The organism is Pseudomonas sp. WP18, from assembly GCF_036689585.1.
GTDB lineage: Bacteria > Pseudomonadota > Gammaproteobacteria > Pseudomonadales > Pseudomonadaceae > Aquipseudomonas > Aquipseudomonas chlororaphis_E.
The window spans coordinates 6114014-6131254 of the sequence record NZ_CP144758.1; the positions used below are offsets into that span (position 1 = coordinate 6114014).

Consider the following 17241-nt stretch of genomic DNA (forward strand, 5'->3'; position numbering starts at 1 on the left):
GCGTGAATCGATCAGTCAGCCAGGGCGGCCTTCTGCAATTCGAAGATCTGACTCATGCCGTTCTTCGCCAGTTCCAGCATAGCGTTCAATTCTTCCGGCTGGAACGGCGCGCCTTCGGCGGTGCCCTGCACTTCGATGAAGCCGCCGGCGCTGGTCATGACCACGTTCAGGTCGGTCTCGGCAGCCGAGTCTTCCAGGTAGTCCAGGTCCAGGACCGGCTCGCCCTGGTACATGCCCACGGACACCGCGGCGATCATCTGCTTGAGCGGGTCGCCGCCCTTGAGGCCGCCACGCTTCTTGATCACTTTCAAGGCATCGACCAACGCGACCATTGCGCCGGTGATGGACGCGGTGCGGGTGCCGCCGTCAGCCTGGATCACGTCGCAATCGACGTACAAGGTCACGTCGCCCAGCTTGGACATGTCCAGCGCGGCGCGCAGCGAACGGCCGATCAGGCGCTGGATTTCCAGGGTGCGCCCGCCCTGCTTGCCACGGCTGGCTTCGCGCTGGTTACGCTCGCCGGTGGCCCGCGGCAGCATGCCGTACTCGGCGGTCAGCCAACCCTGGCCCTGGCCCTTGAGGAACCGCGGCACGCCGTTCTCGACGCTGACGGTGCAGATCACCTTGGTATCACCGAATTCGACCAGTACAGAGCCCTCGGCGTGTTTGGTGTAGTTGCGGGTAATGCGGATCGAGCGGAGCTGATCGGCAGCGCGACCACTTGGACGTTTCATAGGGAACACCTGTACTGAGGACGGAAAACTGCCGGCATTATAAAGCCGTGTGCCGCGCGAGGGCAGTTCTAAAAAGCCGGCGCGACGAGTGCAGCCTCTCAAACGCCCGGCCGACGGGTTGCAGCGCTTTGTCACAGGCACGGTTTGGGGGCACACGCTTCACTGCGCTACAATCCTGCGCCTTTGCTGCCCGCCGGGCTCAATCCACAGATTCTCAGGTCGTGTCGGCCTGCAATGCGAGGAACCTCCATGGTGCACAGCATGACCGCCTTCGCCCGCGTCGAAAAAGCCGGGGCTCAAGGCACGCTGAGCTGGGAACTGCGCTCGGTCAACAGTCGCTACCTGGAACCGCACCTGCGCCTGCCCGAATCCTTCCGCGACCTGGAAGGCGGCGTGCGTGAAGCGCTGCGCCAGGGCCTGTCCCGGGGCAAGCTGGAATGCACCCTGCGCTTTACCGAAGAAAGCACCGGCAAACCCTTGCAGGTGGATCGCGAACGCGCCGCGCAACTGGTGGCTGCCGCCGAAACCGTTGCCAGCCTGATCAGCAACCCCGCCGCCCTGAACCCGCTGGAAGTACTGGCCTGGCCCGGCGTGCTGGTGGGTGACGCCAGCGATCCGCAGGCACTGAACGCCGAGGCCCTGGCGCTGTTCAACCAAGGTCTGAAGGAACTCAAGGCCGGGCGTGAGCGCGAAGGCGCGGAACTGGCCCGGCTGATCAACGAGCGCCTCACCGCCATTGAAGAAGACGTCAGCACCCTGCGCGAACTGGTTCCGCAGATGCTCGCCACCCAGCGCCAGAAAGTCCTCGACCGCTTTGCCGACATGAAGGCCGAGCTGGACCCGCAGCGCCTGGAACAGGAAATGGTCATGCTCGCGCAAAAAAGCGACGTGGCCGAAGAACTGGATCGCCTGAGCACCCACATCATCGAAGTCCGCCGGGTGCTCAAGTCCGGTGGCGCGGCCGGTCGCCGCCTGGACTTCCTGATGCAGGAACTCAACCGCGAAGCCAACACACTGGGCTCCAAGGCCTTCGACCCGCGCAGCACCCAGGCTGCGGTCAACCTCAAGGTGTTGATCGAGCAGATGCGCGAACAAGTACAGAACATTGAGTAAGGCTAACCCGACATGACCCACAGCACCGGCACCCTGTACATCATTTCCGCGCCTTCGGGCGCCGGCAAGACCAGCCTGGTCAAGGCCCTGATAGACGCCGAGCCGCAGATCCGCGTCTCCGTGTCCCACACCACCCGCGCCATGCGCCCGGGCGAAGTGAACGGGGTGAACTATCACTTCGTCGACCGCGAAGAGTTCGTGAGGATGGCCGAGCACGGCGACTTCCTCGAGCGCGCCGAAGTCTTCGGCAACCTGTACGGCACCTCGCAGAGCTACCTGCAGCAGACCCTGGACGAAGGCCACGACCTGATCCTGGAAATCGACTGGCAAGGCGCCGAGCAGGTGCGCAAGCTCATGCCCCAGGCCCGCTCGATCTTCATCCTGCCGCCAAGCCAGCAAGCCTTGCGCCAGCGCCTGACCAACCGTGGCCAGGACAGCGACGAGATCATCGAAGGGCGGATGCGCGAAGCGGTCAGCGAAATGAGCCACTACGTCGACTACGATTACCTGATCATCAACGACGATTTTGCCCACGCGCTGGACGACCTGAAGGCGATTTTCCGCGCCAGCCAGCTGCAACAGAAACGCCAGCAGCAGCGTTTCGGTAAATTGCTGGCCGAACTGCTGGGCTGAGAAGCCCTTCCCAAAACCGCTGCGACGGCTTTACATTGGTACTCGCAGCGCGCCGAGGGCTTGCTCAAAAAATCAGCGCTTCCCTAAACGCTGGTGTTTTTTTAAACTGTCGAGTCCGCTTGCCCAACCGGGCAGCGCGCATATTGCATTCGCTCCGAGGAATACCATGGCCCGCGTAACCGTTGAAGACTGCCTAGAACACGTGGAAAACCGCTTTGAGCTGGTCATGCTCTCTACCAAGCGTGCCCGTCAACTGGCCACCGGCGGCAAAGAGCCATTGGTCCAGTGGGAAAACGACAAGCCTACCGTGGTAGCGCTGCGTGAAATCGCCGAAGGCCTGATGAGCTACGAGTTCATCGCCAACGCTGAAATCGTCGAGGACGAACCGCTGTTCGCAGCGTTCGAGGACGAGTCCAACGAGGCGGTCTAAGCCTATGCCTGGTCGACGTAGCACGGCGCGGGGTCACAGCAGACGGCAGGAGTCATCATCATGCCGAGCATAGACGCCCTCGCCGATCGCTTATCGGCCTACCTCGGCACGGACCAGGTCAACCTGGTCCGCCGAGCCTATTTCTACGCCGAACAAGCCCACGACGGCCAGCGCCGCCGCAGCGGCGAGGCGTACGTCACGCACCCGCTTGCCGTGGCGAACATCCTGGCCGACATGCACATGGACCATCAGAGCCTGATGGCGGCCATGCTCCATGACGTGATCGAAGACACCGGTATCGCCAAGGAAGCGCTGCAGGCGCAGTTTGGCGAAACCGTGGCCGAGCTGGTCGACGGGGTCAGCAAGCTGACCCAGATGAACTTCGAGACCAAGGCCGAGGCCCAGGCCGAGAACTTCCAGAAAATGGCCATGGCCATGGCCCGCGACATTCGCGTGATCCTGGTCAAGCTCGCCGACCGCCTGCACAACATGCGCACGCTGGAAGTACTGTCCGGCGAAAAGCGCCGCCGCATCGCCAAGGAAACCCTGGAGATCTACGCGCCCATCGCCAATCGCCTGGGCATGCACGCCATCCGTATCGAGTTCGAAGACCTGGGCTTCAAGGCCATGCACCCGATGCGTTCGGCGCGGATCAACCAGGCCGTCAAGCGCGCCCGGGGCAACCGCAAGGAAATCGTCAACAAGATCGAAGAGTCCCTGAGCCATTGCCTGGCCATCGACGGCATTGAAGGCGACGTCAGCGGGCGGCAGAAGCACCTCTACGGCATCTACAAGAAAATGCGCGGCAAGCGCCGGGCCTTCAACGAGATCATGGACGTCTACGCGTTCCGGATCATCGTCGACAAGGTCGACACCTGCTATCGCGTATTAGGCGCCGTGCACAATTTGTACAAACCGCTGCCGGGGCGCTTCAAGGACTACATCGCGATCCCCAAGGCCAACGGCTACCAGTCGCTGCACACCACGCTGTTCGGCATGCACGGCGTACCCATCGAAATCCAGATCCGCACCCGCGAAATGGAAGAGATGGCCAACAACGGCATCGCGGCCCATTGGCTGTACAAATCCAGCGGTGACGAACAGCCCAAGAGCACCCACGCCCGGGCCCGGCAATGGGTCAAGGGCGTATTGGAAATGCAGCAGCGCGCCGGCAACTCCCTGGAATTCATCGAGAGCGTCAAGATCGACCTGTTCCCCGACGAGGTCTACGTCTTCACGCCCAAGGGCCGGATCATGGAGCTGCCCAAGGGCTCCACGGCCGTGGACTTTGCCTACGCAGTGCACACCGACGTCGGCAACAGTTGCATCGCCTGCCGGATCAACCGCCGCCTGGCCCCGTTGTCCGAACCGCTGCAAAGCGGCTCCACGGTGGAAATCGTCAGCGCCCCCGGCGCCCGGCCGAACCCGGCGTGGCTCAACTTCGTCGTCACCGGCAAGGCACGCACGCACATCCGCCACGCCTTGAAACTGCAACGCCGCTCCGAGTCGATCAACCTCGGCGAACGCCTGCTGAACAAGGTACTGAACGGCTTCGACAGCTCGCTGGACAAGATCCCGACCGAGCGCGTGCAGGTGATGCTCCACGAATACCGCCTCGAGCTGATCGAAGATCTGCTCGAAGACATCGGCCTGGGCAACCGCATGGCCTACGTCGTCGCCCGCCGCCTGCTCGGCGAAGGCGAACAGTTGCCGAGCCCCGAAGGCCCGCTGGCGATTCGCGGCACCGAAGGCCTGGTGCTCAGCTACGCCAAATGCTGCACACCGATCCCGGGCGACCCGATTGTCGGCCACTTGTCCGCCGGCAAGGGGATGGTGGTGCACCTGGACAACTGCCGCAACATCAGCGAAATCCGCCACAACCCGGAAAAATGCATCCAGCTCTCCTGGGCCAAGGATGTCACCGGCGAATTCAACGTCGAGCTGCGGGTCGAGCTGGAGCACCAGCGCGGCCTGATCGCCTTGCTGGCCAGCAGCGTCAACGCCGCCGACGGCAATATCGAGAAAATCAGCATGGACGAGCGCGATGGTCGCATCAGCGTCGTCCAACTGGTGGTCAGCGTCCACGACCGCGTGCACCTGGCCCGCGTGATCAAGAAACTGCGCGCCCTGACCGGCGTCATCCGCATCACCCGGATGCGCGCGTAGCCTGTTCATTACAAGGAGTCATTCATGACCAAGACCGTTATCACCAGTGACAAGGCCCCGGCCGCCATCGGCACTTACTCCCAGGCGATCAAGGCGGGCAACACCGTGTACATGTCGGGCCAGATCCCCCTGGACCCGAAAACCATGGAGCTGGTGGAAGGCTTCGAAGCCCAGACCGTGCAGGTCTTCGAAAACCTCAAGGCCGTGGCCGAGGCCGCTGGCGGTTCATTCAAGGACATCGTCAAGCTGAACATCTTCCTCACCGACCTGAGCCACTTCGCCAAGGTCAACGAGATCATGGGCAAGTACTTCGACCAGCCTTACCCTGCCCGCGCGGCCATCGGCGTGGCAGCCCTGCCGAAGGGCGCCCAGGTTGAGATGGACGCGATCCTGGTCATCGAGTAATCAGGCCGGCGCAGCGTCCCCCGCTGCGCCGTTTTCGTCTTGAAAGGATTCCACCATGCGCAATGCGCTTGCTCTTTCGCTGGTCGCCCTGTTCCTGGGCGGCTGCGCCAGCGACCCTGCCGACCGTGACATCAGCGGCACCTGGATCAACCAGGCCGCCATCGACGCTGCCGCCAAAGGCGGCCCGCTTCGCGAAGCGCTGCAGGCTTATGGCCCGAACCTGGAATGGGACATCAACACCCGGGCCGGCCAGGCACGCTACACCAACGGTTTTGAAAACGTCGAAGGCAAGTTGCTGGGCGAAGAAGACGGGGCATGGAAAGTCGACTTCTACGGCAGTTCCGCCAGCGAACTGAAACGCGACGGCGACCAGTTGAACCAGGCCGCCAACGAGAACGAACCGCAGCAGGTGTTCGACCGCGCACAAGTCCAGGTACCGGACGGCGCCCCCATCGGCGCCAGCTTCGAGCGAGCGCTGTACGCCGCCTACCTCGGCGGCACTTGGCGCATCGTCAACGGCCCCGGCCAAGGCGCGATCGTGCAGTTCCAACCCGATGGCCAGGTCAGCGGCCTGCCGGGCGCTGATCGCTACGCCCTGTGCCTGGCGGGCGATTGCGCCTCCATGAGCGGCGGCAACGACAACATCTGGCTGCAACAGAACGGCCAGGGCAACACCTGGATCTTCGCCCGCGACGGCAAGAAACTGGAAATCTTCCAGACCATCAACGCCGCGCTGGCCGATGAAATGCCGTCGTTCACGCCCGGTGACCGGCGCTGGGTGCTGGAGAAGCAGTAGCCCGCTCCCACAGTTGTTCTGGGGCTATGGAATTCAGCAGCGCCCTTCCAGGATCGCCGCATACCCCTGGCGAAAACTCGGATACTGCGGCGTCCAACCCAACGCCTTCGCCCGGGCATTGCTGCAGCGCTTGCTGCCGGCACGCCGTACGCTGGCGTCTTCGGCCCATTGGGTGACGCCCATGTACTCACGCAACCAGCCCACCACCTCGGCCAGCGGCGCCGGAGCGTCGTCGACCCCGATGTAGCAATCGTCCAGCCTCTTGCCCTGGCGATCCGCTTCCAGCAGGAATGCCAGCAAACCCGCTGCATCGTCGGCATGGATGCGATTGGCGTATAGAGGAGGGTCGACGACAACGCGATAGCCCTGGCGCACCTGGCTCAACAGCCACTCACGGCCTGGGCCATAGATGCCGGTCAGGCGCACGCGACTGGCGGGAATGCCGCTGTCCAGCGCCACTTGCTCGGCTTCAAGCATCAGCCGGCCGGAATACCCCTCCGCTTCGGTAGGCGAGTTTTCGTCGACCCACTCGCCCTTCTGCTGCCCATAGACACTGCTGCTGGAAACAAACAGCAGGCGCCGTGGTTGCTGGCCGTGCTGCTTCAACCACCCCAGCACATGCTCAAGCCCCTCGATGTAGGCCGCTCGATAGCCCGCCTCGTCATGGTCGGTGGCCGCGGCACTGTACACCAGGTAATCCAGCGGCCCGGTGGGCCAGTCGGCCGGGCACTGCGCGCTGAACAGATCACCGGTCACACCGTTCACTCCGGCGGGCAGGTGCGCGACCGTACGTCGCAGGCCATGGACCTGCCAGTTTTCGGCCACCAGCCGGCGAGCCAACCGGCCGCCGATATCGCCGCAGCCGGCGATTAAAACAGAAGGCGCGGACATCAACATCTCCTTTGGTAAAGCCGCAGACTAGCCTCGCAAAGGGATGAGCGGCTAGCAATGAAGGAAAAAAAGATACTCTATTACTTTTGTTAACAAGAATTACTTGCAATAATGCACGCCACTTTTGTTCTCGGCCCCACGAGGCCTGGAAGAACATCCATTTTTTTTCCTCTCAGGTCCGGCCAGCATGAAACACGCCCTATTATCCGCTTCGCCAACCAACCGACCTCGCGCCTGGCGCGCCATGGCAGCCCTGCTGCTCGGCCTGCTGCTGGCACCTGCCGCCGCCTTCGCCGATCAGGCCGCCCCTGCGACCGTCAATGAGCCCGCGGCCAATACCCAGGCAGACGTGCCGAGAAACCCCGACGGCAGCGTCGACACTTCATCCTTGCCGCCTGAAGTGCAAAAGGCTCTGGCTGGGCTCGGTGAAGCCGCCAAGCAGATGGAAGAAGAACAAAAGGCCGACAACTCACTGGGCATGGCCCATGACCTTTCGCCCTGGGGCATGTACAAGAACGCCGACATCATCGTCAAGATCGTGATGATCGGCCTGGCCATCGCCTCGATCATCACCTGGACCATCTGGATCGCCAAAGGCTTCGAGCTGCTGGGCGCCAAGCGCCGCTTGCGGGGCGAGATCGCCGCGCTGAAAAAGGCCACCACCCTCAAGGAAGCCAGCGCCACCGCCGCCAAGGAAGGGACGCTGGCCAACCTGCTGGTCCATGACGCGCTCGAAGAGATGCGCCTGTCGGCCAACAGCCGCGAGAAGGAAGGCATCAAGGAGCGCGTGAGCTTCCGCCTGGAGCGCCTGGTCGCCGCCTGCGGTCGTAACATGAGCAGTGGCACCGGCGTGCTCGCCACCATCGGCTCCACCGCACCGTTCGTCGGCCTGTTCGGCACCGTGTGGGGCATCATGAACAGCTTCATCGGCATCGCCAAGACCCAGACCACCAATCTCGCCGTCGTGGCCCCCGGCATCGCCGAGGCCCTGCTGGCGACCGCATTGGGCCTGGTCGCGGCGATCCCGGCCGTGGTCATCTACAACGTCTTCGCCCGCTCCATCGCCGGCTACAAGGCCCAGGTCTCCGACGCCTCGGCCGAAGTCCTGCTGCTGGTCAGCCGCGACCTCGACCACCTGCCACCCGAGCGTGGTTCGCAACCGCACATGGTGAAAGTGGGGTAATCGGCCATGGGCCTGCATTTGAAAGAAGGCGCAGACGACGATCTGGCCGAGAATCACGAAATCAACGTCACGCCGTTCATCGACGTGATGCTGGTCCTGCTGATCATCTTCATGGTGGCCGCTCCGCTCGCCACCGTGGACATCAAGGTCGACCTGCCGGCCTCTACGGCCAAGCCATCGCCGCGCCCGGAAAAACCGGTGTTCCTCAGCGTCAAGGCCGACCAGCGCCTGTTTCTCGGCGAAGACGAGGTCAAGACCGAGAACCTCGGCGCGACCCTCGACGCCAAGACCCAGGGCAAGAAGGACACGACGATCTTCTTCCAGGCCGATAAAGGCGTGGATTACGGCGACCTGATGAGTGTGATGGACGCCCTGCGCGGTGCCGGCTACCTGAAGGTCGGCTTGGTCGGACTCGAGACGGCGCCGAAGAAATGATCACGACGCGCCAAAAGCTGACGCGTTACAGCGGTAGCCTGGCCGTGGTGCTGGGCGTGCATGCGCTCGCCATTGCGCTGACGCTGAACTGGACGTCCCGCCCGCCCATCGAGCTGCCGCCCCAGGCGATGATGGTCGAGCTGGCGCCGGTGCCCGCGCCACCCCCGCCGGCGCCGCCGAAAGTCGTCACCCCGCCAAAACCGCCAGAGCCGGTAGAGGAACTGCCACTGCCCAAGCTTGCCGAAGCGCCGAAGGCGGAAATCGCCGTGCCCAAGCCGGTCAAGCCCAAGCCCAAGCCGCAACCGCCCAAGCCGAAACCGGTGGAAGAGAAGAAACCCGAACCGCCGAAGGAACAACCGTCGGAGCAGAAGCCGAGCGACACCCAGCCAACCCAGGCGCCGACCGAAAAATCGGCGCAACCGGCCCCTGGTCCTTCGCCGGCGCAAATGGCGGCCAAGGCCAGTTGGCAAGGCACGCTGCTGGCGCACTTGGGCAAGTACAAGAAGTACCCGCCCCGGGCCCAGCAGATGAACAAGGAAGGCACCAACCGCCTGCGCTTCGTGGTGGATGGCAACGGCAACGTGTTGTCCTTCGAACTGGTGGGCAGTGCCGGCACGGAGTCGCTGGACAGGGCCACCCTGGAAATGATCCGCCGCGCCCAGCCACTGCCCAAGCCACCGCCTGAGCTGCTGACCAACGGCACCATCGAACTGACGGCGCCGTTCGTGTACTCCATCGACAAGCGCCGGCGCTGATATTGCAAGCCTCTGTAACAGAGGCTTGTGACTTTGTGGCGAGGGGATTCATCCCCGTTGGGGCGCGAAGCGGCCCCAAATACAGCGGGCACGATCTTTCAGCCTGCCTCAAGCGTCTCATCATGGGGCTGCTTCGCACCCCAACGGGGATGAATCCCCTCGCCACACACCAACATTAGCCAGTGTCCCACCGCGCCCGCAGTCTGATAACGTGCGTCTATCGATTGCAGCCGGTATGCTTGGCTCGCAACTTCACGGACGCTCGCCATGACCCTCACAGAATTACGCTACATCGTCACCCTCGCCCAGGAGCAGCACTTCGGCCATGCGGCCGAGCGTTGCCATGTCAGCCAGCCGACGCTGTCGGTGGGCGTGAAGAAGCTCGAAGACGAGCTCGGCGTGCTGATTTTCGAGCGCAGCAAAAGCGCCGTGCGCCTGACGCCGGTGGGTGAAGGCATCGTTGCCCAGGCGCAGAAAGTGCTGGAGCAGGCCCAAGGCATCCGTGAACTGGCCCAGGCCGGCAAGAACCAGCTGACCGCCCCGCTGAAAGTCGGCGCGATCTACACCGTCGGCCCCTACCTGTTCCCGCACCTGATTCCACAACTGCACCGGGTCGCCCCGCAGATGCCGTTGTACATCGAAGAGAACTTCACCCACGTGCTGCGCGACAAACTGCGCAACGGCGAACTGGACGCGATCATCATCGCCCTGCCGTTCAACGAAGCCGACGTGCTGACCCTGCCGCTCTACGACGAGCCGTTCTACGTCCTGATGCCGGCCCAGCACCCCTGGACCCAAAAGAAAACCATCGACGCCGGCCTGCTCAACGACAAGAGCCTGCTGCTGCTCGGCGAAGGCCACTGCTTCCGCGACCAGGTGCTCGAAGCCTGTCCGACGCTGACCAAGGGCGGCGAAGGCGCCAAGCACACCACGGTGGAGTCCAGTTCCCTGGAAACCATCCGGCACATGGTGGCTTCCGGCCTGGGCATCTCGATCCTGCCGCTGTCGGCAGTGGACAGCCATCACTATGCGCCGGGCGTGATCGAAGTCCGGCCGCTGTCGGCGCCTGTGCCGTTCCGCACCGTTGCCATTGCCTGGCGTGCCAGTTTCCCGCGGCCCAAGGCCATCGAGATCCTCGCTGACTCGATCCGCCTGTGTTCCGTGGCCAAGCCGCCTGCGGCCAAGTAAGCCGTGCCATGACTGAGCTGTCGAACGTACCGGTCACGGCACTCAAGGGTGTCGGTGAAGCGATGGCCGAGAAACTGGCCAAGGTCGGCCTGGAAAACCTCCAGGACGTGCTGTTTCACCTGCCGCTGCGCTACCAGGACCGCACCCGCGTAGTGCCCATCGGCCATTTGCGGCCGGGCCAGGACGCCGTGGTCGAAGGCACGGTCAGCGGCGCCGACGTGGTCATGGGCCGCCGTCGCAGCCTGGTGGTGCGCTTGCAGGACGGCACTGGCGGGCTCAGCCTGCGCTTCTACCACTTCAGCAATGCCCAGAAGGAAGGCCTCAAGCGCGGCACGCGGATTCGTTGCTACGGCGAAGCACGCCCCGGTGCTTCGGGGCTGGAGATCTACCACCCGGAATACCGCGCCATCACCGGCGACGAACCACCGCCGGTGGATGAAACCCTGACCCCGGTCTATCCGCTCACCGAAGGCCTGACGCAGCAGCGTCTGCGCCAATTGTGCATGCAGACCCTGACCCTGCTGGGGCCCACCAGCCTGCCCGACTGGCTGCCCACCGAGCTGGCGCGTGACTATCAACTGGCGCCGCTGGCCGACGCGATCCGCTACCTGCACAACCCGCCGGCCGATGCCGATGTCGACGAACTCGCCCTGGGGCACCATTGGGCCCAGCATCGCCTGGCCTTCGAAGAACTGCTGACCCATCAACTGTCCCAGCAGCGCCTGCGCGAAAGCATGCGTGCCTTGCGCGCACCGGCCATGCCCAAGGCCACCGAGCTACCGCCCAAGTACCTGCGCAACCTGGGTTTCAGCCCTACCGGTGCGCAACAACGGGTCGGCAACGAAATTGCCTACGACCTCAGCCAGCCCGAACCCATGCTGCGGCTGATCCAGGGCGATGTCGGCGCCGGCAAGACCGTGGTGGCCGCCCTCGCCGCGCTCCAGGCGCTGGAGGCGGGCTACCAGGTGGCGTTGATGGCGCCCACGGAGATCCTCGCCGAGCAGCATTTCATCACCTTCCAGCGCTGGCTCGAACCGTTGGGCATCGAGGTCGCCTGGCTGGCCGGCAAGCTCAAGGGCAAGAACCGCGCCGCCGCCCTGGCGCAGATCGCCGAGGGCGCACCCATGGTGGTCGGCACCCACGCGCTGTTCCAGGACGAAGTGCAGTTCAAGAACCTGGCCCTGGTGATCATCGACGAACAGCACCGCTTCGGCGTGCAACAGCGCCTCGCCCTGCGGCAGAAAGGCGTTGGCGGGCGGATGTGCCCGCACCAGCTGATCATGACCGCCACGCCGATCCCGCGGACGCTGGCCATGAGCGCCTACGCCGACCTCGACACCTCGATCCTCGACGAACTACCGCCCGGGCGCACGCCGGTCAACACCGTACTGGTGACCGACACCCGGCGGGTCGAGGTGATCGAACGGGTGCGCAGTGCCTGCGCCGAGGGTCGGCAGGCCTATTGGGTGTGCACGCTGATCGAAGAATCGGAAGAGCTCACCTGCCAGGCGGCCGAAACCACTTACGAAGACCTCACCGCCGCCCTTGGTGAACTGAAGGTCGGGCTGATCCACGGCCGCATGAAACCCGCCGAGAAAGCCGCCGTCATGGCCGAATTCAAGGCCGGCGCCCTGCAACTGCTGGTGGCTACCACGGTGATCGAGGTTGGGGTCGACGTGCCTAATGCCAGCTTGATGATCATCGAGAACCCCGAGCGGCTGGGCCTCGCACAGTTGCACCAGCTGCGCGGTCGGGTTGGCCGGGGCAGCGCCGCCAGCCATTGCGTCCTGCTGTACCACCCACCGCTGTCGCAGATCGGACGCCAGCGGCTGGGCATCATGCGCGAAACCAACGACGGCTTCGTCATCGCCGAAAAAGACCTCGAATTGCGCGGCCCTGGCGAAATGCTCGGCACGCGCCAGACCGGTCTGCTTCAATTCAAGGTAGCCGACCTGATGCGCGACGCCGACCTGCTCCCCGCCGTGCGTGACGCCGCCCAGGCGTTGCTGGAACGCTGGCCCGCTCACGTCAGCCCGCTGCTGGACCGTTGGCTGCGACATGGGCAGCAATACGGCCAAGTGTGAGCACGCTCTCAGTTTCCGGACCCGCGTGCCGGACAAGCTGGTTATACTGACCAACTTGTAGGAAAACGGATACAGACCATGACAGAAGCTGCCCTAGCCCCCGAATCCCCGCACGCTCCGTCTGTTATTCGGCTGCTGCTCGAGAAATTGGGCATCGGCTATGACGAAGTCCTCGAACGGCCCGGCCTCAACCCGGCCCGCAAGGTGCAAGCGGTCCTGTTGCACGATGCCGTTGGCGCGCTCATGGTGCTGTTCCCCCAAAACCAGTTGCTGGACCTCAATCGCCTGGCCGAGCTGACCGGCCGCAAGCTCACCGCAGTGCCCACCGAGCGCCTGGAGAAAATGCTCGGCAAACACAGCCTGAGCCTGCTGCCCGGCCTGCCGGCGCTGACCAGCTCGCCCTGCCTGTACGAAGAAAGCCTGCTGCGCGAGCCCAAGCTGCTGATCAACTCAGGCGAGCCGGGGCTGCTGCTGGAAATCACCAGCGAAGCCTTCAAGACCATGCTCTCCAAGGCCAGCGCCGCGGCATTCGGCGAAGCCACGAGCAACATCACCCCCAACCTGGACCGCCCGCACGACGACCGCGCGGAAATCACCCAGGCGGTGCAAGCGTTCACCGCGCGGCGCATCCAGCAACGGCTGGAAGAGACCATCGAGATCCCGCCGCTGGCCGAAACAGCGCAAAAAATCATCAAGCTGCGGGTCGATCCTGACGCCACCATCGATGACATCACCGGCGTCGTCGAGACCGACCCGGCCCTGGCCGCACAAGTGGTGAGCTGGGCCGCGTCGCCGTACTACGCCTCGCCAGGCAAGATTCGCTCGGTGGAAGACGCCATCGTCCGGGTACTGGGCTTCGACCTGGTGATCAACCTGGCCCTGGGCCTGGCGCTGGGCAAGACCCTGAGCTTGCCCAAGGACCATCCGCAACACACCACGCCGTACTGGCAACAGTCGATCTACACCGCGGCCGTCATCGAAGGCCTGACCCGCGCCATGCCACGCGCCCAGCGCCCTGAAGGCGGGCTGACCTACCTGTCCGGCCTGTTGCACAACTTCGGGTACCTGCTGCTGGCCCACGTGTTCCCGCCGCACTTCTCATTGATTTGCCGGCACCTGGAGGTCAACCCGCACCTGTGCCACAGCTACGTGGAACAGCACCTGCTGGGGATCAGCCGCGAGCAGATCGGCGCCTGGCTGATGCGCTACTGGGACATGCCCGACGAACTGGCCACTGCCCTGCGTTTCCAGCACGACCCGCACTACGACGGCGAGTACGCCGCCTACCCGAACCTGGTGTGCCTGGCGGTGCGCCTGCTGCGTGCACGCGGCATCGGCTCCGGCCCGGACGAAGAGATTCCCGATGCGCTGCTCGAGCGCGTTGGGCTGACGCGGGAAAAGGCCAACGATGTCGTCAGCAAGGTGTTGGAGGCTGAGGTGTTACTGCGGGAGTTGGCTTCGCAGTTTCATGGCTGAACACTGCGCCTGAGCCAACCTGACGAGCGCAGGCGATGAGCTTCTGTGGCGAGGGAGCTTGCTCCCGCGCGGCTGCGCAGCAGTCGTCAATCAACGTGGTGCGCACCCTTTGGCGCATCACGCGCCCCATTTGGGGCGGCTGCGCCACCCAGCGGGAGCAAGCTCCCTCGCCACGGGGCTGTGGCTAGGCTTTCGGTTTCTTCGGCTTCAGATACCGGGTCAACCCCTGGAACCAGATCACCAGCGCCGGATTGCCCTTGATCTGGATCGACTTGTCCTGGATTCCCGTCATGAACGCCAGCTGCTTGTTCTTGGCCTGCATCGTCGCGAAACCATAAGCCGCGTCCTTGAACGCGATGGCGAACGCCGGCGTCGGGTAAGTACCAGACTGGCTGGTGATGCGCTGGTTCTTCACGGTGAAATGCCGGGCCACCTTGCCGTCCAGGGTTTGCAACTGGAACACCAGCTCCTTATCGCCCAACTGCTGTTGAAACGCCGGGTTGGTCCGGCTGGCCTTGCCCATCAGCAAGCCCAGCATCCACAGCAGGAAACGAAATTTCATCGACAGCGCCTCGTAAAGAAAGATGAATGCAGGCGCAGTTTAGCGATTCTTTGGCGGAACGCCATCATCGGATCGCTTTAGCAGGAGATCAGCCTTTTTTTCCGCATGATGACTACCAAGTCACGAAAATACTCGCATGTAAGAGGCTTCTGTAGGTGCTGCCGAACAATGCGAATTTTCGGTCCTTTCCCCGTCCTGGTTCTCGGACATTTCCTGCAAGACGCCGGGCTATCGATGAACTAGGCAGCCTTTCGGAGGCCCGCTAACCTTTGGCCGTCATCGCAAAAAACGGTGACACGGACGTGCAAGTCCGGTTTGGTACGCAATTGGTTATGGCTATTGACCGAGCATTTTTCTATGCTCGCGTCCCGTTATGGCGATTGTGCGTGGGAGACCTTCGGGTCTGCCGGCGGTACCGGACCGGTCTTGCACACCTACGCACAGTTGCCACCTCTTCGAATGCAAGCGAATGGTCGGCAGCCCCAACTCTGGTACATAGATATGGTCAAGCATTCTCCCAATCCGCCGAACTCGGCAAAGTCCCGCGCCGAAGCCCTCGAAACCAAAAAGGACGAAGACGCCGCCACCCGCGCCCTCGACTACTACCTCAATCCCAAACCCTCCCCGCCTGAAGCCGACAAGAACCAGCTTTTCATCGTCGCCCCTCACATCGACACCGAAACCCTGCTGGCCAACGCCTCCGAAGACCTGCTCTCTATCAGCACCCTCGCCGCCGACCTGGCCGATGACGTAGAAGACTCACGCCGCAGCGTCGCCCTGGCGATCAGCCGCATGGCGGATGGGGTTCAGTTGCTGGTTGAGCGGGCGCTGGATCGTCTGGAAGCGCAGGAGGCATCGGCGCTGGCAGGCAAGGGGTAATTGCAAGCCGGGCCGCTCCCACAAGTGGATGAAGTACAACCGGGAGAGGTAGGTCGGCTATAAGGCCGCCTTCGCGGGCAAGCCCGCTCCCACAATGGATCGGCGTACACCCGAGAGAGACAAGTCGGCCGTAAACCGCCTCGCTTTGGCTTTGGCTTTGGCTTTGGCTTTGGCTTTTGATCTTGAGGCCCCGTTAACCACGATGGCCGAACGCAGGTGTTGCGCAGTGGGCACCTCGGCATGGATGCCGAGGTAGCCGCGCTGGGCCATGGATGGCCCTTCGCGGCGGGCCCCACGGAGCAATGCCGGAGTGAGGGAACACCTCGCCTTAGGCGAGGTGCCAAGTGGTGGGGCGAGACCTTTTGGTTACTTTTGGGGCGTTTGCCAAAAGTGACCCGCTGTAAGAGCGGAACCCTAAGTGGCCGTTACCGCAGCAATGGATCTGTACCCAAAAACAAAATCCAGACCATAAAGCAGCCTTCGCGGGCAAGCCCGCTCCCACAGACTTTTCATGCGGTGATCACGCCGCAAAAGACGTGATCACCAGCAACCACTCAATCAAACATTCGGGCAAGGCACCGGTGCCCAGTCGCCCAGGTCCGGGTTCTTGCACATGCTGTTGACCTGGCTGGTACCCGCGCTGGCAACCTGCTTGCTTTCAGCCTGCTTGGCCTTGGCATCCTGCAGGGTCTTCTCGGTGGCAACGGCTTCCTTCGGAACCGCTGGCAGCTCTTTCTTCTTCGCCGGCTGAACCTTGGCCTTGGTCTTGGTTTTGGTCGGTGCCACGACTGGCGTGGTGTCGGCGGTGGCCACGGTGACAACGTCGGTACGCTGCACGCCTACCTGCTGCAGGTCTTTCTCGTAAGCCTGGGTGTAGTTGTTCAGGTCTTCAGCCGCCTTGCCGTTGACCGCGACGATCAGGTCGTTGGACTCTTTCAGGCCGGCGACGATTTCCGCCAGGCGCTTGCGGCCTTCGGCGTCGTTGACGGTCTTGGCCTTACGGTCGGCCACCAGCTTGGTGAACGCGCTCTGGTAGCACTGTTGCGAAGCCTTGGCGTACGCGGTGCTGCGGTCGATGTCCGAAGCGCTCTTGTTGACGTCAGCGGCGTAGGAGGCGATGCGCTGGTTGTCATCGGCGATCTGCTTCTGGCGCTCGGTGTAGTAACCGGCGGCGCCACCGGCCAGGGCACCGCCCGCGGCACCGATGGCAGCATTGCGGCCACGGTCTTCCTTGTCGGCGGTCAGGGCGCCCAACAGCGCACCGCCCACGGCACCGACGGCCGCACCGGTGACCACGGACTTGGTCATGTCACCCTCGGTGGAACGCAGGTGCTGCACCGGCTCGTAGCAGTTCGGGTAGTACTCGACCTTGGTGCTCGACGCGACCTTGGACGTCGGCGAAGTCGCGCAACCGGTCAATACAGTGCTGAAGCCTACAGCGACCAGCAGCAAGTGACGCTTGGAAACCGAAGCAAAAGGTTTACGGGAGAAAAGCATAGTTGTGTTCTCGT

Annotated in this window: 17 protein-coding genes; 13 read left to right on the forward strand and 4 right to left on the reverse strand. The window is 63.5% G+C overall.

Translation table 11 applies throughout. The features are described from left to right. Window positions 1-11: 11 nt before the first annotated feature. Window positions 12-734: a ribonuclease PH gene (gene rph / locus V5F23_RS27390; RefSeq protein WP_042731264.1), complete on the reverse strand. Its 723-nt coding sequence runs from the start codon at window positions 732-734 to the stop codon at window positions 12-14. Window positions 735-983: 249 nt separating this feature from the next. Between rph and V5F23_RS27395 the strand changes: the two genes are divergently transcribed. The 6 genes from V5F23_RS27395 to V5F23_RS27420 all read left to right on the forward strand — a co-directional run bounded on the left by V5F23_RS27395 (window position 984) and on the right by V5F23_RS27420 (window position 6277). Continuing rightward, window positions 984-1847, forward strand: coding sequence for a YicC/YloC family endoribonuclease (locus V5F23_RS27395; protein ID WP_053150284.1), 864 nt, complete (start codon window positions 984-986; stop codon window positions 1845-1847). Between the two features lie 12 nt (window positions 1848-1859). Next, entirely contained in the window at window positions 1860-2480 is a 621-nt protein-coding gene (gene gmk / locus V5F23_RS27400; protein WP_047735756.1) for a guanylate kinase, read from the forward strand. 166 nt (window positions 2481-2646) lie between these two features. Continuing rightward, a complete protein-coding gene (gene rpoZ, locus V5F23_RS27405; RefSeq protein ID WP_003177259.1) occupies window positions 2647-2910 on the forward strand; it encodes a DNA-directed RNA polymerase subunit omega in 264 nt (87 codons plus the stop codon). A gap of 60 nt (window positions 2911-2970) precedes the next feature. After that, complete coding sequence (gene spoT, locus V5F23_RS27410; RefSeq protein ID WP_042731267.1) at window positions 2971-5076, forward strand: bifunctional GTP diphosphokinase/guanosine-3',5'-bis pyrophosphate 3'-pyrophosphohydrolase; 2106 nt, start codon at window positions 2971-2973, stop codon at window positions 5074-5076. 24 nt (window positions 5077-5100) lie between these two features. Then, on the forward strand, window positions 5101-5481 hold the full coding sequence (locus V5F23_RS27415; protein WP_014340863.1) for a RidA family protein: 381 nt from the start codon (window positions 5101-5103) through the stop codon (window positions 5479-5481). Between the two features lie 55 nt (window positions 5482-5536). Continuing rightward, window positions 5537-6277, forward strand: a complete 741-nt coding sequence (locus V5F23_RS27420; protein WP_042731268.1) for a hypothetical protein — start codon at window positions 5537-5539, stop codon at window positions 6275-6277. 33 nt (window positions 6278-6310) lie between these two features. Here the strand turns inward: V5F23_RS27420 and V5F23_RS27425 are convergent, their stop codons facing one another. Beyond that, a complete protein-coding gene (locus V5F23_RS27425; RefSeq protein WP_042731269.1) occupies window positions 6311-7168 on the reverse strand; it encodes an NAD-dependent epimerase/dehydratase family protein in 858 nt (285 codons plus the stop codon). Window positions 7169-7355: 187 nt separating this feature from the next. Here V5F23_RS27425 and exbB point away from each other — a divergent pair, with 187 nt between their 5' ends. The 6 genes from exbB (at window position 7356) to V5F23_RS27455 (ending at window position 14289) form a co-directional block, all read left to right on the forward strand. Further along, window positions 7356-8351 carry a tonB-system energizer ExbB gene (gene exbB, locus V5F23_RS27430; RefSeq protein WP_042731270.1) on the forward strand — a complete coding sequence of 332 codons (996 nt, stop codon included), beginning with the start codon at window positions 7356-7358 and terminating at the stop codon, window positions 8349-8351. A gap of 6 nt (window positions 8352-8357) precedes the next feature. Beyond that, entirely contained in the window at window positions 8358-8786 is a 429-nt protein-coding gene (exbD, locus tag V5F23_RS27435) for a TonB system transport protein ExbD (protein ID WP_042731271.1), read from the forward strand. Next, complete coding sequence (locus V5F23_RS27440; RefSeq protein WP_042731272.1) at window positions 8783-9541, forward strand: TonB family protein; 759 nt, start codon at window positions 8783-8785, stop codon at window positions 9539-9541. The genes exbD and V5F23_RS27440 overlap by 4 nt, the downstream gene beginning before the upstream one ends. A gap of 267 nt (window positions 9542-9808) precedes the next feature. Continuing rightward, window positions 9809-10729 carry a hydrogen peroxide-inducible genes activator gene (locus V5F23_RS27445; RefSeq protein WP_042732563.1) on the forward strand — a complete coding sequence of 307 codons (921 nt, stop codon included), beginning with the start codon at window positions 9809-9811 and terminating at the stop codon, window positions 10727-10729. Between the two features lie 8 nt (window positions 10730-10737). Further along, window positions 10738-12813: an ATP-dependent DNA helicase RecG gene (gene recG, locus V5F23_RS27450; protein ID WP_042732565.1), complete on the forward strand. Its 2076-nt coding sequence runs from the start codon at window positions 10738-10740 to the stop codon at window positions 12811-12813. A 78-nt stretch (window positions 12814-12891) separates the two neighbouring features. Further along, a complete protein-coding gene (locus V5F23_RS27455) occupies window positions 12892-14289 on the forward strand; it encodes an aminoacyl-tRNA deacylase and HDOD domain-containing protein (RefSeq protein ID WP_042732564.1) in 1398 nt (465 codons plus the stop codon). A 184-nt stretch (window positions 14290-14473) separates the two neighbouring features. Here the strand turns inward: V5F23_RS27455 and V5F23_RS27460 are convergent, their stop codons facing one another. Next, the gene (locus V5F23_RS27460) at window positions 14474-14851 is read right to left on the reverse strand and encodes a hypothetical protein (RefSeq protein WP_042731541.1); all 378 of its coding nucleotides are present in this window, start codon (window positions 14849-14851) and stop codon (window positions 14474-14476) included. A gap of 501 nt (window positions 14852-15352) precedes the next feature. Here V5F23_RS27460 and V5F23_RS27465 point away from each other — a divergent pair. Then, window positions 15353-15730: a DUF6124 family protein gene (locus tag V5F23_RS27465; RefSeq protein ID WP_042731540.1), complete on the forward strand. Its 378-nt coding sequence runs from the start codon at window positions 15353-15355 to the stop codon at window positions 15728-15730. A 558-nt stretch (window positions 15731-16288) separates the two neighbouring features. Here V5F23_RS27465 and tagQ read toward each other — a convergent pair. Next, window positions 16289-17227 (reverse strand): type VI secretion system-associated lipoprotein TagQ, encoded by a 939-nt coding sequence (tagQ, locus tag V5F23_RS27470; RefSeq protein ID WP_042731539.1) that lies wholly within the window; start codon window positions 17225-17227, stop codon window positions 16289-16291. Between the last annotated feature and the right edge of the window lie 14 nt (window positions 17228-17241).